Source organism: Agrobacterium salinitolerans (genome assembly GCF_027498475.1).
GTDB classification, from domain to species: Bacteria; Pseudomonadota; Alphaproteobacteria; order Rhizobiales; family Rhizobiaceae; genus Agrobacterium; species Agrobacterium salinitolerans.
Genome location: NZ_JAPZLN010000001.1, coordinates 296,134 through 310,068 on the forward strand (window position 1 = coordinate 296,134; position 13,935 = coordinate 310,068).

The window sequence follows — 13,935 nt, forward strand, 5'->3', positions numbered from 1 at the left end:
CCCGGACTGCCTATTTCCAATGTAAGTCATGGAAATAGCGGTCCGCACCGCAGAAGAAGGAAGAAAAAGATGAGCGGCCTGAAATTACTCGCGCTGGATACTGAAGATCTCTCCGTCATTTCGACGCATATGCAGGACAGTGTCTTCAAGCTGAAGGATGTCGCCTTCGAGCCGAAGCATGGCCAATTCACGCTTTCCGCCAACCGTTTCGTCTGGGAAAGCACTGACAAAAAGAACCTGCCGCCGGAACGCTGCCGCAGCGTCGTTTTCCTGAAACGCGTCTCCGCCGTTCGCTCGCAGTCAATCAATCTTGCCGACAGGGAGCAGGTGCTTTCGCTTCTTGCGATGCGCTTCAAACCAAACGGCGAAGGCCCTGATGGCCTTGTGGAACTGGCGCTTTCCGGCGGCGGCACCATCGCTCTTGATGTCGAATGCATCGAGGCGCAATTGACCGATGTGAGCGGCGCATGGGAAACGGCTGCCAAACCGCATCATCCAGACAGCGAATAAGCACACCGCGCCATTGCAACGGTTGCCTTTCGTCACCGTTTCGATTTATGCCACATACCAGAGCCGCAATTTTTCTGCGGTGAGTTCGTGCACCTCGCGGGTCCACCCGCGGGGACTATGAAAGGGTAATGGCGTGGCAATCTGGCTGGAGCGGGCATCGGCTGATTTCGAACAGAAATTCGCGACCTTCCTGACAACCAAGAGAGAAGTTTCCGAAGACGTCAACGCAACCGTTCGCGACATCATCGACGATGTCCGCCATCGCGGCGATGCGGCCCTTGCCCATTATTCCCAGAAATTCGACGGTATCGATTTCACCAAGGTTTCGATGCGTGTCACGGCGGATGAAATCGACGCGGCCTTTGCCGCCGTCGACAGCGGCGTGATCGAGGCGCTTGAACTTGCCGCCCGTCGTATCGAAAAACACCATGCACGGCAGATGCCGAAGGATGACATCTACGAGGACGAGATCGGCGTGGGCCTCGGCTCGCGCTGGACCGCCATCGAGGCCGTCGGCCTTTATGTGCCGGGTGGTACCGCCAGCTATCCAAGCTCCGTCCTGATGAACGCGGTGCCGGCAAAGGTTGCCGGTGTGGAGCGCATCGTCATGGTCGTGCCGGCCAATGGTGGCGCGGTCAATCCGGCGGTGCTGGCTGCGGCGCGTATTGCGGGCGTCGAGGAAATCTATCGCATCGGCGGCGCGCAGGCTGTGGCCGCACTTGCCTATGGCACGCAAACCATCGCGCCGGTCGCCAAGATCGTCGGCCCCGGCAATGCCTATGTGGCGGCCGCAAAACGCCAGGTCTTCGGCACCGTCGGCATCGACATGATCGCCGGGCCTTCCGAAGTGCTTGTCATCGCCGACAAGGACAATGATCCGGACTGGCTGGCCGCCGATCTTCTGGCGCAGGCGGAGCACGATCGCGGCGCGCAGTCCATCCTCATCACCGACAACACCGAACTCGGCAAGGCCGTTGAAGCGGCTGTCGAGCGGCAGTTGAAGCGCCTGTCACGCTCCGAGACGGCGGCGGCAAGCTGGGCAGATTTCGGCGCGGTCATCCTGGTCGAAAATCTCGCCGACGCCATTCCGCTCGCCAACCGCATCGCCGCCGAGCATCTGGAACTTGCCGTCGATGACCCGGATGCGCTGATGGCCAACATCCGCAATGCGGGTGCGATCTTCGTCGGGCGTCATACACCCGAAGTAATCGGCGATTATGTCGGCGGTTCCAACCACGTTCTGCCGACGGCACGCTCGGCGCGCTTCTCCTCCGGCCTTTCGGTGCTGGATTTCGTCAAGCGCACGTCGATCCTGCGGCTCGGGCCGGAGCAGTTGCGACAGCTTGCGCCCGCGGCGATCACCCTTGCCTGCTCCGAGGGACTGGATGCGCATGCGCGTTCGGTCTCCATTCGCCTCAATCCGGAAAGTTAAGCGATGGCTTCAGGCGATTTCCGGCTCTGCGACGTGGTACTGGACGACAGCATCGGCCGGTCCACGCCCGACGTTGAGCATGAACGCGCCGTCGCCATTTTCGATCTGATTGAAGAAAACAGCTTCGAACCCTTCGGCCATGATGGCGGCCCCTATCGGCTGCATATATCGCTGGTCGATTCCAAGCTGGTTTTCTCAATCCGCACCGAAGACGAGAAGGATGTCGCGACCCATATTCTGTCGCTGACGCCGTTCCGCCGCATCATCAAGGATTATTTCCTGATCTGCGAAAGCTATTACGAGGCGATCCGCTCCTCTACGCCGAGCCAGATCGAGGCTATCGACATGGGCCGGCGCGGCATTCACAATGACGGCTCGCAGACGCTGATGGACCGGCTTTCCGGCAAGATCAGGATAGATTTCGACACGGCGCGCCGCCTCTTCACCCTTGTCTGTGTGCTTTATTGGCGGGGTTAGAGATGATCGATCCTGCCGCAGCACCAAACGAGGGACGAGCGCCCAAATCGGTCCTCTTCATGTGCGGCATGAACTCCATCCGTTCCCCCATGGCGGAGGTCATCGCCAAACGGCTGGTGGCGCCCGGCATCTATATACAGTCGGCAGGCGTGCGGGCCGGCGAGCGCGATCCCTTCGTGGATGCCGTACTGGAAGAGCAAGGATTTTCGCTCGGCAAGCACAAACCACGCACTCTTGACGAGATCGAGGATGATTTTTTCGATCTGATCATTACATTGACACCCGAAGCTCATCATGCCGCACTGGAACTGACGCGCTCGAATTCACTGGACGTGGTCTATTGGCCGACCATGGACCCGACGGTGATCACAGGCACGCGCGAGCAGATCCTCGACGCCTATCGCGAGGTACGAGACCATCTGGCTAAGCTGATCTCGGAACGACTGCCGAGGCGGCAGCAGCCGGTGGCGGATACGCTTTCAAAAGACTGAAAACTGCCTCGGCCTGTTAAAATCAATCGCGATTTCCAAGCCGATGCTTTAGAGGTTCACAAATGTGCCGGGATTGTGTAGTTTCCGCGCAATTTTCCCGGACTCGATATGTCCGGCACTATCAACAGGAAGAAAACCCTTACATGACAAAAGAAGAAGTCCTTGAATTCCCGGGCATCGTAACCGAATTGCTGCCGAACGCAACATTCCGCGTGAAGCTTGAGAACGACCACGAAATCATCGCCCACACGGCGGGCCGCATGCGCAAGAACCGTATCCGCGTTCTGGCCGGCGACAAGGTGCTGGTCGAAATGACGCCTTACGACCTCACCAAGGGCCGCATCACCTATCGCTTCAAGTAATCCACCTTCCGCATCGGACGCCCGGGCAGCGCAATGACCAATTCAAAACAAAAGCTCGTTCTGGCATCCGGCTCGCCGCGGCGTCTGGAGCTGCTGCATCAGATCGGCATCGAGCCTGCACGTCTGATGCCGATGGATATTGACGAGACGCCGGCCAAGCTCGAGCACCCGCGCACGCTCTGCCGCCGTCTGTCATTGCAGAAGGCGGAAGCCGCGCAGACGGCGCTGAAGAACGAGCAGGCGTGGAAAGACGCCTATGTCCTGGGATCCGATACGGTGGTCGCCGTCGGTCGCCGCATCGTCGGCAAGGCTGAATATACGGAAGAGGCCTCCGCGGCGCTGCATCTTCTCTCGGGGCGCAGCCATTGGGTCTATACCGGCATCTGTCTTGTGACCCCCGGCGGCAAAATCCGGCAGAAGGTGGCGGAGACCAAGGTGCGCTTCAAGCGCCTCTCCACGCGCGAGATCGAGGCTTACATCTCCTCGGGCCAGTGGCGCGGCAAAGCGGGAGCTTATGGTATCCAGGGCATTGCCGGCGCATTCGTACAGAAACTGACCGGCTCCTATACCAATGTCGTCGGCCTGCCGCTTTACGAAACCATGTCGCTTCTTTCTGGAGAAGGATTTGAAGTGACTTCGGGCTGGCTCGAAGGATAGGCCATGGCAAAGTCCACCACTGAAGGCGCCGGAACCGTCACCCCGCTTCGCAAATCCCAGCCATGCCCTGAATGCGGGCGGCCCTCGACACGCGAAGACTATCCTTTCTGTTCGGATCGCTGCCGCTCGCTCGATCTTGCCCGCTGGCTGAACGGCTCCTACGCCATTCCGGTTGCGGACGATGAAAGCAGCGCCAGCGGACAGGACGGCGGCAAGAATAACGCCGAATAGGACCCGCATCGCCGGAAACTTCGGCAGTGAATTGCATAAAATTTTCAGAGCGACCGCTCGAACCAAATATTCACCGGGCTACCAACGGCCCGAAAAGCCATATCAGAACCGGCTGACGCCCTCCCCCGCCAGCCTTGAGGTCTTGCGATGGACGCGGGCTTGCAGAAGAGAGTGAGCCATGGCGCGCTGCTGTTTGCGGTGCTGGCCGTTTGCCTTGCCATCGGCGCAACGGTGCTGCTGGCCAATGACAGGAAACATCTCAAAAGCCTGCTGATTTATCTCAATCTGGCATCCACCACAGGCTCCGTGGAACCACCGCCGAAGATGAAGCCCGTCAAACGGCAGAAACCGGTTGCCCCAAAAGTCTCTCTGCCGCCCCACCTGCTGAAATTCGAGCAAGCGGGCGACAGGGCATCTCTTGCCCGCGATTTCGTTGTTTCCGGCAAGGAGCTTTGCGACCGCATTACTGCCGCAGGTTTTTCCAACTCACAGGGCTGGCACGCGAGCCCGGTCAACATCCGCAATTTCGAATGCATGGCCGATCTTGCGGCAGGAAACGCATCAGACCCGGCCGAGCGGGCATCGCTCTTTCTCGAAATAAGGGGGCAAGCCTCGGGACAAATTCGCTCCATCAGGATGAAGGCCGTCGCGCCCAAGACACCGGACGGAGCGGCCGTTCTGACAAAGCTCGATGAAGCGGTCGCCATGATTATCGGACAGACACGCTGGGCCGATTTGGCGGACATGCTTGAGCCGGCACGCCGGATGCAGCCCTATCAGGCACAACATTTCGGTATTTCGGTTTCCATAAAACCGGAACCAACGGCGCCGCACCGCCTGAACGTGATTTTGCTCGCAAGCGAACAATCGCCGGGGTTGAAGCTGACACGCAGTTTCTTCGACCGGGATCGCTGGCTTAGCCCAGCCGCTCCACCGGATCGGCCGGCGATCTATGCTTCCGCCAAGAAAGACCGTGTACGGTAAGGCGAAGGCCGCTCAGCCTATTGCAGCCAGCTTGCGCCGCACCGGCGGAATCCTGTCGCTTTGCAGGGTCTGGCGTTTGGCCTCCCACTGAAGCGCCGTGCGAACGATTGTCGCCAGATCGTTGAAGCGGGGACGCCAGCCCAGTTCCGACTGGATACGCGACGAATCCGCCACCATGGCCGCAATATCGCCCGGGCGGCGCGGACAATGGATAATCGGGAAATCGCGTCCCGATTCCCGCTGCACAGCCTGCAGGACCTCCAGAACCGAATAACCGACGCCATAACCGCAATTGAGTGTGCGGGTGCCGCCACCGGCACGCAGATGCGCCATGGCCAGCATATGTGCGTCGATCAGGTCGCTGACGTGAATATAGTCGCGAACACCGGTGCCATCGGCGGTCGGGTAATCCGTTCCGTAAACTTCCACCCGGTCGCGACGACCGTTTGCCGTTTCGCAGGCGACTTTGATGAGGTTCGCAACGCCCGTGGGCGAAGGCCCGGCGCGGCCCTGCGGGTCGGCTCCGGCGACATTGAAATAACGCAGCGCCACATAGTTGAAATCATGCGCCTGCACGACATCGCGCAGCATGATTTCAGACGCCAGCTTCGACAGGCCGTAAGGATTTTCCGGGCTGAGGATCGCGGTTTCAGGAACGGGACCATCAAAGGGCTGGTTTCCATAAACGGCGGCTGTCGAGGAGAAGATGAAATTGCAAATGCCATGGCTCACCGCCGCAGCGACGAGGGCGCGGGTCGTGCCCGTATTGTTTTCGTAATATTCGAGCGGCTGGCTGATGGATTCAGGAACGCTGACAGAGCCTGCGAAATGGAAAATGGTTTCGATCCGGTTTTCTTCGAAAATCTGGTCGAGCAGGGCGCGGTCCGCCGCATCGCCCAGGTAAAAACGCGCCGCAGGCGCAACAGCCCAGCGCGACCCCGTTGAAAGCCGGTCGACAACAACGACCTCTTCCCCGGCGTCGAGCAAAGCCCACACCATGTGGCTTCCTATATAACCGGCCCCACCCGTGACCAGAACAGCCATGACACTACTTCCCTGTTTGCTTTTCTTGAGCTCATCAAAGCCAATAATTCTTCATCATTGATTACTTGCACAGCGAATACGCGGCCAATCCACCGCCCCATTAAAAAGGTGGCTTACGATTGGTTAGCGCAATGAAGTGCTTTTTATTTATTAGTGAAAATGTTCTCATAAATGGAACAAGGAGCGCATATCACAGAAAACGCCCCACGTCGATGGTTGCGCCGTGGGGTTGCAGTTTTAGGCCTTCGCTGTGATTTTGTTGTCGATTTCCCTACCGCAGCGCGATCCCGGCACGGCAGGGAAAACCCTGGCACGGAAAGCCGACGCTTACCTGCCGAGGATATAGGATGCCAGCCGATCGGCCGCGTCTTCCGTCTGCCTGGGGTTGCGCAGGAAGCAGGCGCGGAGAAAAAGCTCCCCTCCCGGGCCAAAGGCCGTGCCGGGCGCAAGACCGACCCCGGTCTTGTCGACGATATCGAGCGCGGTGGCCCGGCTGTCCGTCACGCCGTCTATCTTGAGAAAGGCATAGAGAGCGCCGTCGGGCTTCAGGGTTTCCACACGGTTCGTCGCGATGAGCGCATCGCAGAGAATGTCGCGGGAGGTCAAAGCGCGTTGGTAATTCTCGCGGACGAAACCATCGCCGTGATCGAGGGCGGCGACCGCGCCGCGCTGCATGAATTGCGCCACGCCTGAGGTGGAATATTGAATGAGATTCTCGATCACCTGGCCGATGGCAGGCGGGGCGACAAGCCAGCCGACGCGCCAGCCGGTCATGGACCAGTTCTTCGAGAAGGAATTGGCGAAGACGATCTTGTCGTCCGGCTCCATGACATCAAGGAAGGATGGCGCACGGCTGCCGGAATAGTGATAAAGCGCATAAATCTCGTCGGCGACGATCCACAGATCGTGTTTGCGGGCAAGCGCCAGAACGTCACGAAGATTGTCGAGGGTCGCCGTCCAGCCGGTGGGATTGGAAGGGGTATTGATGAAAAGCGCCTTCGTCTTATCCGTGATCGCGCTTTCCAGCCTGTTGATATCGAGATCCCAGCGGCCGTCGCGGAAATCGATACCGACCGGAACGGCCTTCGCACCCGCCACGCCAATGGCGGCGACGATATTCGGCCATGTCGGAGACAGATAGACCATTTCGTCACCGGGCGAGGTCAGCGCCTGCACGGCAAGCACGATAGCCTGCATGCCGGAACCGGTCGCGTAAAAATGCTCCGGCGGCAGCGACGCCGCGAAATGCCGCTCGTAATAACGGCTCAGCGCCTGGCGCAATTCCGGAATGCCGCGCTGCCAGGTGTAGAAGGTTTCGCCGTTGTTCAGCCCATCGATGGCGGCCTGATTGATGAAATCCGGGCTCGGCAGATCGCCCTCGCCGACCCACAACGGCAGGAGATTGTCCCGCCCCCGGGCATAATTCACGACTTCAACGATGCCGCTCTCGGGAGCCGCCAGAGAGCGCGCACTCAGACTGTTCAAAATGGACATTAAAGACACTCCGTTTGGTGCCTTCTTATCGCATCGAACCAGCCATGTGCATGATATTCCGTGAGGCGATCATGGATTTTCTTTATGGATCGGCGCTAACGGGAATCCGCCGGCCACTACAGGCCGGCGGATAAAGGCGGGCGTAACCGGATCAGCGCGTCTTCAAAAGATCGCGGATTTCGGTCAGGAGCCTGACGTCTTCCGGCGGCGGGGCAGCTGCCGGCTTTTCCTCTACCTTCTTGCGTTCAACGGAATCACGAAGCTTGTTGACGCCCTTGACCATCAGGAAAATGATCCAGGCAAGAATAAGAAAGTTGATGAGAACCGTCAGAAAGTTGCCGTAGGCGAAGACGGCGCCCTGATCGCGGGCGGCGGCGAGCGACGTGGCGTTGACATTGGAACTCAGCGGCAGAAAGTAGTTCGAAAAATCGAAACCGCCGAAGATCGCGCCAACAATCGGCATAATGAGATCGTTGACGACGGAGTCGACGATCTTGCTGAAAGCCGCACCGATAATAACACCCACGGCCAGATCCATGACATTGCCGCGGGCAATGAAGGTTTTAAATTCGTTAAGCATTCAGATTGTCCCTCTCTCCTGCTTCGCGAGCTGAAGCTATGTGACTGTCCCTACGGATGGAACCATATAAGGTCCGGGCATCATTTGGAATCCGCGGGATTGCATTTATTAGCTTTTCTGCACGCTCACCTTGAACTTTATGCTCAGACCGCGCTCATTCTCAACGGCGAAGAATTCGCCTATGCTCATATCAAGGAATTCCTGCATGGGGAGGATGCGTGCTTCCTGGGTGGATCATATTCGGTTCGGCCTTCGCTTACGTCCTGCTGCTGTTTGCGGTTGCAAGCTATGGGGACAGGAAGAGCCGTAAGAGAAACGCTCCGAACAAGGGGCGCCCGTTCGTCTATGCGCTTAGCCTGGCGATCTATTGCACCTCCTGGACCTATTTCGGCGGTGTGGGGCTCGCGGCAGACAGGGGGCTGGAATTTCTTGGCATCTATACCGGTCCGATCCTTGCCTTCACCATCGGCATGCCGATCATCCGCCGCATCGTCGAACTGGCGAAAACGGAAAAGCTGACGTCCGTTGCGGATTTCATTGCCGCCCGTTACGGCAAGAACTCCACCGTGGCGATGATCGTCGCCATCATCGCTCTCGTCGGCGCCATTCCCTATATCGCGCTGCAGCTGAAAGCCGTTTCCAGCTCGGTCGCGACGATGGTCGATCCCGGCGATTACGGCATTGGCAGCGGCAATCTTTATTTCCTCGATCTGCCGCTGGTCGTCACCATTGTCATGGCGGGTTTTGCCGTGATGTTCGGGACACGCCACACCGATGCCACCGAACATCAGGACGGGCTCATTCTGGCGATTTCGATGGAATCGCTGATCAAGCTTGTCGCCATGTGCACCGTCGGCTTTTATGTGCTCTTCGTGCTTTTCGACGGCCCCGTGCATCTGTGGCAGCTGGCCTCCGACAACGAACAGGCCATGCGGGCCATATCCCATCACACGCCCGTCAGCCGCTGGGTCGTGATGACGCTGCTTTCCTGCTTCGCCATCATCCTGCTGCCGCGCCAGTTCCACGTTACCGTGGTTGAAAACCGCACGCCGCAAGAGCTGCGCATGGCGGGGTTCCTGCTGCCGCTCTACCTTGTCGCGATCAATATCTTCGTGTTGCCGATTGCGCTGGCCGGCATTCTTACGCTCGGCGCCAATGGCGACGCCGACCTCTACGTGCTGCAATTGCCGCTCAATCATCAGATGCCGGTGGTGTCGCTGATCACCTTCATCGGTGGATTTTCGGCGGCAACTGCGATGGTGATCGTCGCTTCAGTGGCGCTATCGATCATGATTTCCAACGATATCGTCATGCCGATCTTCCTGCGGCAGAAGCTGCTGAACCGTTCGCCGCACCGGGACGACTTCGCCAAGACGCTGCTCAACATCCGCAGGACGGCAATCTTTGCGGTGCTGCTTCTGGGCTATGGCTATTATCGCGCCGCCGACAGCGCCACGGGCCTCGCCTCCATCGGCCTTCTCGCATTCGCCGCCATTGCCCAGATGGCCCCTGCTTTGTTCGGCGGGCTGTTCTGGCGGCGCGCCAATGCGCGCGGCGCAATCGCCGGGCTGACTTCCGGCTTTTTCGTCTGGGCCTATCTGCTGTTCCTGCCAAGCTTCGGCGGACCGGATAATTCCGAAGTCGCCGCAAATATTCTCGGCTTCCTGTTTTCCGGCAGCACGGTGTTCAACGGGCCTGAAGCCGATCCATTCGTGAATGCGGTCATTCTCAGCCTGCTCGTCAACAGCCTTGCCTTTGTGCTCGGCTCGCTTTCGCGCAATCCGAGGCCGGTGGAGCGCATCCAGTCCGGCATCTTCGTCAAGCGCCACTCCAAATCGCAATTCGCCACGCGCGGCTGGAAAACCCGTGTCAGCGTCGGCGATCTCAAAAGCGCGGTCGCCCGTTATCTCGGCGAGGAGCGCATGCTGCGGTCACTCGCCACCTATGAAAAGACGGCGGGCAGGAAACTGAATGACGACCAGCCGGCGGATATGGCGCTGATCCATTTCTCCGAACAGCTGCTGGGCAGCGCCATCGGCTCCTCTTCCGCCCGCCTTGTGCTCTCGATCATTCTTCAGAAGGCGGAAGACACCAGCGCCGACACGGCATGGCTGCTCGACCAGGCAAGCGAGGCCCTGCAATATAATCAGGACATGCTGCAAACGGCGCTGGCCCAGATGGATCAGGGCATTGCGGTTTTCGACAGTTCGCAGCAGCTGACCATCTGGAACCGGCGCTTCCGCACCCTTCTGGATTTGCCCGAGCAATTCGGGCAGGTGGGCGTACCGCTCACGGATATCGTTTCGATGTTGCAGGAACGCGGCGACATGCCTGACGGCGACACGAATGAGCTGATTACCAGCTTCCTGACCATGGACCTGCCCTTCTCGCTGGTGCTGGCGGGCGGCGAACGCATCATCGAAGTGCGCTCCAACACCATGCCGGACAAGGGCATTGTCGCCACCTTCACCGATATTACCCAGCGTGTGGCGAGCGATCAGGCGCTGAAACAGGCAAACGAGACGCTGGAGCAGCGCGTGGCGGAGCGAACCGTGGAGCTTACCCGGGTCAACCGCGAACTGGCGGAAGCGAGGGCATCCGCCGACGAGGCGAATATCGGCAAGACACGGTTTTTCGCCGCCGCCGGCCACGACATTCTCCAGCCGCTGAATGCCGCCCGCCTCTATTCTTCCTCTCTGGTCGAGCGGCTTGGCGCATCGGGAGAAAGCGATCTCGTCCACAATATCGATTCGGCGCTGGAATCGGTCGAAACCATTCTCGGTGCGGTTCTCGATATTTCCCGCCTCGACACCGGCTCGATGAAGGCCCGCATGACATCGGTGCCGCTGAATGAGTTGCTGAAACGCATCGAAACCGATTTCGCACCGATGGCGCAGGAGAAGAACCTCGACCTTGTCGTCATGCCGACCTCGCTCACGGTCCGCTCCGATCCCAATCTGCTGCGGCGTCTGATCCAAAATCTGGTTTCCAATGCCATCAAATATACGTTGAGGGGCAAAGTGATCGTCGGTGCGCGCCGCCGGGGCGGCGAAGTGGTCATTCAGGTGACGGACTCCGGTATCGGCATCCCCTCATCCAAATTTCGCACCGTCTTCAAGGAATTCGCCCGATTGGACGAAGGCGCCAAAACGGCATCCGGCCTCGGGCTCGGTCTCTCCATCGTCGACCGGCTGTCGCGCATGCTGCACCATCCGGTACAGCTGATTTCCACCCCCGGGAAAGGCACGACCTTCCGCATTCACCTGCCGCGCGAAGCGGACCGCCTCGAACCGGCCAAAACCGATGGCGGGACAATCGGTCCCGCAGCCAGCGACCGCCTTCAGGGCGTCCGCGTCCTTTGCATCGACAACGAGCCGAAAATCCTCGAGGGTATGACTCTGCTCTTGACGGGATGGGGTTGCGAGGTTTTACCCGCAGGTTCCGTGGCGACGCTGGAGGAACCCTTCCTCGCTTTGGCCGCAGCACCCGACGTCATCGTTGCCGATTACCATCTGGACGATGGCGACGGCATCAGCGCTATCCGTCTCATCCGGACATTTTACGGCAAGCCGATCCCCGCCCTGCTTGTGACGGCGGACCGCAGCCCGGAAGTGCGCAGCGATGCCGAGAAATACGGGATTTCGGTTCAGCACAAACCGGTCAAGCCGGCGGCGCTACGGGCCTATATCAACCAGATATCCATTACAGTCCGGACGGCGGCCGAATAAAAACTCCCGGACCTTGCGATCCGGGAGCGGTATTGGCCTTCAAAAAAACAGAGGTATCAGGCCGCCTGATTGTAGCGATCCTTGCCGGCCACTGCCCCCTGCTCCATTTGGAACCGCTGCACCAGATCGAGCAGCGCTTCCACCTCACCGGACAGTACCCGGCTGGCCGCACTCGACTGTTCGGCAAGCGCCGCATTCTGCTGCGTCATCTGGTCCATCTGGTTGACGGAGCTGTTGACGTTGTGAAGCGCGGAAGACTGGTCCTGCGTTGCCGTTGCGATGGTTTCGACATGCTGGCTGACGGTCACGATCTGCTGGCTGATGGCGGAAAGAACCGTACCCGCCTCCTGTACCAGCTTCGAACCGGAGCTGACCTCATGCGTCGACTGGTTGATGAGCTGCTTGATCTCGCGGGCCGCGTCGGCGGAGCGCTGGGCAAGCTCGCGCACTTCCTGGGCTACAACAGCAAAACCCTTGCCCGCCTCGCCCGCACGCGCGGCCTCGATGCCGGCATTGAGCGCGAGAAGATTGGTCTGGAAGGCGATGTCGTCGATAACCTCGATGATCTGCTCGATCTTGCGCGAGGCGTCTTCGATGCGGCCCATGGCGTCCACGGCGTTGCTGACGACCGAACCGGAACTGTCGGCGCTCCGCTTGGTGACGAGGACGGCCTCATTCGCCTCCCGCGCCCGCTCGGCCGATGATCTGACGGTAACCGTGATTTCATCTACGGCGGCGGCGGTCTCTTCCAGCGAAGCGGCCTGATTTTCGGTACGCTTCGACAGATCGACCGACGACTGCTCGATTTCAAAGCCGCTATGCTGGATGATAAGCGTGCGCTCGCGGATCTGCCCCAGCGCATCGCGCAGGTTCAGGAGGGATTCGTTGAAGTCCGTGCGCAAGCGGTCAAGGCGGCCCGCAAAAGGCGTCTCGATCGTGCGGCTCAGATCGCCACGCGAAAGCCTGCCGAGACCGGAAGCAATCTCGCTGACGGCAAATTCGATCTGGCTATCCATTTCCTGCTTCTCGGCATCGTTGCGAGAACGTTCGGACTCGGCTGCGGAGCGTTCCTCGGCGCTCTTGCCCTCAATCGCCAGTTTCTCGATCGCGTTCTCGCGGAAAATTACCAGCGCGCGGGCGATATTACCGAACTCATTGGTGTTGGCGGCGTAGGGAATTTGTGTCTCGAGATTACCGTCCGAAAGCGATTTCACCGCATCGGTCAACTTGCCAAGCGGCTGAAGTGTGCGCTTGATGACGAAATAGGCGAGCAATCCGACGCCAAGCATGGCGAGCGCGCCACAGATCAGCATCAGGTCACGCAGGCTGTATATCTGCGCATTGTAAACTTCCATGGGAACACCCACGAACAGGATGCCAACGGTTGCGCCTGTCTTGTTCAGAACGGGCATGTAACCCGTCATGTAGTTGGTGCCGAAAAGTGTGGCGGGACCGAAATAGGATTCGCCTTTCGAGACTTTCGCGAAAGCAGGGTGATCGGCGGCGAGTTTCGTGCCGGTTGCCCGTTCGCCCTTTTCATTTTTCAGATTGGTGGTCAGACGGACGTAATCCCCGGCCCTGGTTTCAAAGACGGTGGCGATGCCTCCGTTTGCTGCGGCCGTGCGATCGACGAGATCGTTGTCGCGCAATGTCCCGATACTGGCGCGGCCGACACTCTTCAACTCCGCTTCGACCAGTTCAAGAGCGACGCCGCCGACTTTCATCTCGTAGAGGATAGCCATGCTGCGCATCGCGCCGCGCGTGTCGCGCAAGGCAGTGGTGATAATGTTGTCCTTCAAGCGAATGTAGGTCGAAAACCCAACTGCCGCCACACTGAGCGCGATCATGCCGATCGTCAGTGCGACGACCTTTCCAGCAACGGACTTAAAGAGGCGGTTATGCATGAAACAGTTCCCCAAAGCCAAACCTGCGACAGTTTTAGCTG

General features: G+C 59.3%; 12 protein-coding genes and 2 pseudogenes. 10 read left to right on the forward strand and 4 right to left on the reverse strand.

The features are described 5' to 3' along the window. Positions 1-69: 69 nt before the first annotated feature. The 8 genes from O9X91_RS01390 (at position 70) to O9X91_RS01425 (ending at position 5,144) form a co-directional block, all read left to right on the forward strand. Positions 70-510, forward strand: a complete 441-nt coding sequence (locus O9X91_RS01390; protein ID WP_080791387.1) for a DUF2948 family protein — start codon at positions 70-72, stop codon at positions 508-510. A 133-nt stretch (positions 511-643) separates the two neighbouring features. Further along, positions 644-1,942 (forward strand): histidinol dehydrogenase, encoded by a 1,299-nt coding sequence (hisD, locus tag O9X91_RS01395; RefSeq protein ID WP_142912718.1) that lies wholly within the window; start codon positions 644-646, stop codon positions 1,940-1,942. Positions 1,943-1,945: 3 nt separating this feature from the next. After that, positions 1,946-2,419: a UPF0262 family protein gene (locus O9X91_RS01400; protein ID WP_137409753.1), complete on the forward strand. Its 474-nt coding sequence runs from the start codon at positions 1,946-1,948 to the stop codon at positions 2,417-2,419. A 2-nt stretch (positions 2,420-2,421) separates the two neighbouring features. Next, positions 2,422-2,910, forward strand: a complete 489-nt coding sequence (locus O9X91_RS01405; protein ID WP_004432476.1) for an arsenate-mycothiol transferase ArsC — start codon at positions 2,422-2,424, stop codon at positions 2,908-2,910. 143 nt (positions 2,911-3,053) lie between these two features. Next, positions 3,054-3,272 carry a translation initiation factor IF-1 gene (infA, locus tag O9X91_RS01410; protein ID WP_003503453.1) on the forward strand — a complete coding sequence of 73 codons (219 nt, stop codon included), beginning with the start codon at positions 3,054-3,056 and terminating at the stop codon, positions 3,270-3,272. Between the two features lie 33 nt (positions 3,273-3,305). Beyond that, positions 3,306-3,929 carry a Maf-like protein gene (locus O9X91_RS01415; protein WP_077985417.1) on the forward strand — a complete coding sequence of 208 codons (624 nt, stop codon included), beginning with the start codon at positions 3,306-3,308 and terminating at the stop codon, positions 3,927-3,929. 3 nt (positions 3,930-3,932) lie between these two features. Next, on the forward strand, positions 3,933-4,160 hold the full coding sequence (gene yacG, locus O9X91_RS01420) for a DNA gyrase inhibitor YacG (protein ID WP_077985416.1): 228 nt from the start codon (positions 3,933-3,935) through the stop codon (positions 4,158-4,160). A gap of 147 nt (positions 4,161-4,307) precedes the next feature. Continuing rightward, the gene (locus O9X91_RS01425; protein WP_162520461.1) at positions 4,308-5,144 is read left to right on the forward strand and encodes a DUF6030 family protein; all 837 of its coding nucleotides are present in this window, start codon (positions 4,308-4,310) and stop codon (positions 5,142-5,144) included. 12 nt (positions 5,145-5,156) lie between these two features. On the opposite strand, the gene galE is transcribed toward O9X91_RS01425, so the two are convergent. The 3 genes from galE to mscL all read right to left on the reverse strand — a co-directional run bounded on the left by galE (position 5,157) and on the right by mscL (position 8,262). Further along, positions 5,157-6,188 carry a UDP-glucose 4-epimerase GalE gene (gene galE, locus O9X91_RS01430; protein WP_142912717.1) on the reverse strand — a complete coding sequence of 344 codons (1,032 nt, stop codon included), beginning with the start codon at positions 6,186-6,188 and terminating at the stop codon, positions 5,157-5,159. A 327-nt stretch (positions 6,189-6,515) separates the two neighbouring features. Continuing rightward, a complete protein-coding gene (locus tag O9X91_RS01435; protein ID WP_269834267.1) occupies positions 6,516-7,682 on the reverse strand; it encodes a pyridoxal phosphate-dependent aminotransferase in 1,167 nt (388 codons plus the stop codon). 151 nt (positions 7,683-7,833) lie between these two features. Next, positions 7,834-8,262 carry a large conductance mechanosensitive channel protein MscL gene (gene mscL, locus O9X91_RS01440; protein ID WP_077985413.1) on the reverse strand — a complete coding sequence of 143 codons (429 nt, stop codon included), beginning with the start codon at positions 8,260-8,262 and terminating at the stop codon, positions 7,834-7,836. A gap of 218 nt (positions 8,263-8,480) precedes the next feature. Here mscL and O9X91_RS01445 point away from each other — a divergent pair. After that, positions 8,481-11,532, forward strand: a pseudogene (locus O9X91_RS01445) (sensor histidine kinase); the annotation flags it as partial. A gap of 74 nt (positions 11,533-11,606) precedes the next feature. Continuing rightward, a pseudogene (locus tag O9X91_RS23855) lies at positions 11,607-11,990 on the forward strand (response regulator); the annotation flags it as partial. Positions 11,991-12,046: 56 nt separating this feature from the next. Here the strand turns inward: O9X91_RS23855 and O9X91_RS01450 are convergent. Beyond that, positions 12,047-13,894, reverse strand: coding sequence for a methyl-accepting chemotaxis protein (locus O9X91_RS01450; RefSeq protein WP_142912714.1), 1,848 nt, complete (start codon positions 13,892-13,894; stop codon positions 12,047-12,049). Positions 13,895-13,935: the final 41 nt, after the last annotated feature.

Coding starts and splice junctions, on each gene's coding strand:
- O9X91_RS01425 (WP_162520461.1), top strand. CDS start 4,308: ATGGACGCGGGCTTGCAGAAGAGAGTGAGCCATGGCGCGCTGCTGTTT.
- O9X91_RS01400 (WP_137409753.1), top strand. CDS start 1,946: ATGGCTTCAGGCGATTTCCGGCTCTGCGACGTGGTACTGGACGACAGC.
- O9X91_RS01405 (WP_004432476.1), top strand. CDS start 2,422: ATGATCGATCCTGCCGCAGCACCAAACGAGGGACGAGCGCCCAAATCG.
- O9X91_RS01435 (WP_269834267.1), bottom strand. CDS start 7,682: ATGTCCATTTTGAACAGTCTGAGTGCGCGCTCTCTGGCGGCTCCCGAG.
- mscL (WP_077985413.1), bottom strand. CDS start 8,262: ATGCTTAACGAATTTAAAACCTTCATTGCCCGCGGCAATGTCATGGAT.
- O9X91_RS01450 (WP_142912714.1), bottom strand. CDS start 13,894: ATGCATAACCGCCTCTTTAAGTCCGTTGCTGGAAAGGTCGTCGCACTG.
- infA (WP_003503453.1), top strand. CDS start 3,054: ATGACAAAAGAAGAAGTCCTTGAATTCCCGGGCATCGTAACCGAATTG.
- O9X91_RS01415 (WP_077985417.1), top strand. CDS start 3,306: ATGACCAATTCAAAACAAAAGCTCGTTCTGGCATCCGGCTCGCCGCGG.
- galE (WP_142912717.1), bottom strand. CDS start 6,188: ATGGCTGTTCTGGTCACGGGTGGGGCCGGTTATATAGGAAGCCACATG.
- yacG (WP_077985416.1), top strand. CDS start 3,933: ATGGCAAAGTCCACCACTGAAGGCGCCGGAACCGTCACCCCGCTTCGC.
- O9X91_RS01390 (WP_080791387.1), top strand. CDS start 70: ATGAGCGGCCTGAAATTACTCGCGCTGGATACTGAAGATCTCTCCGTC.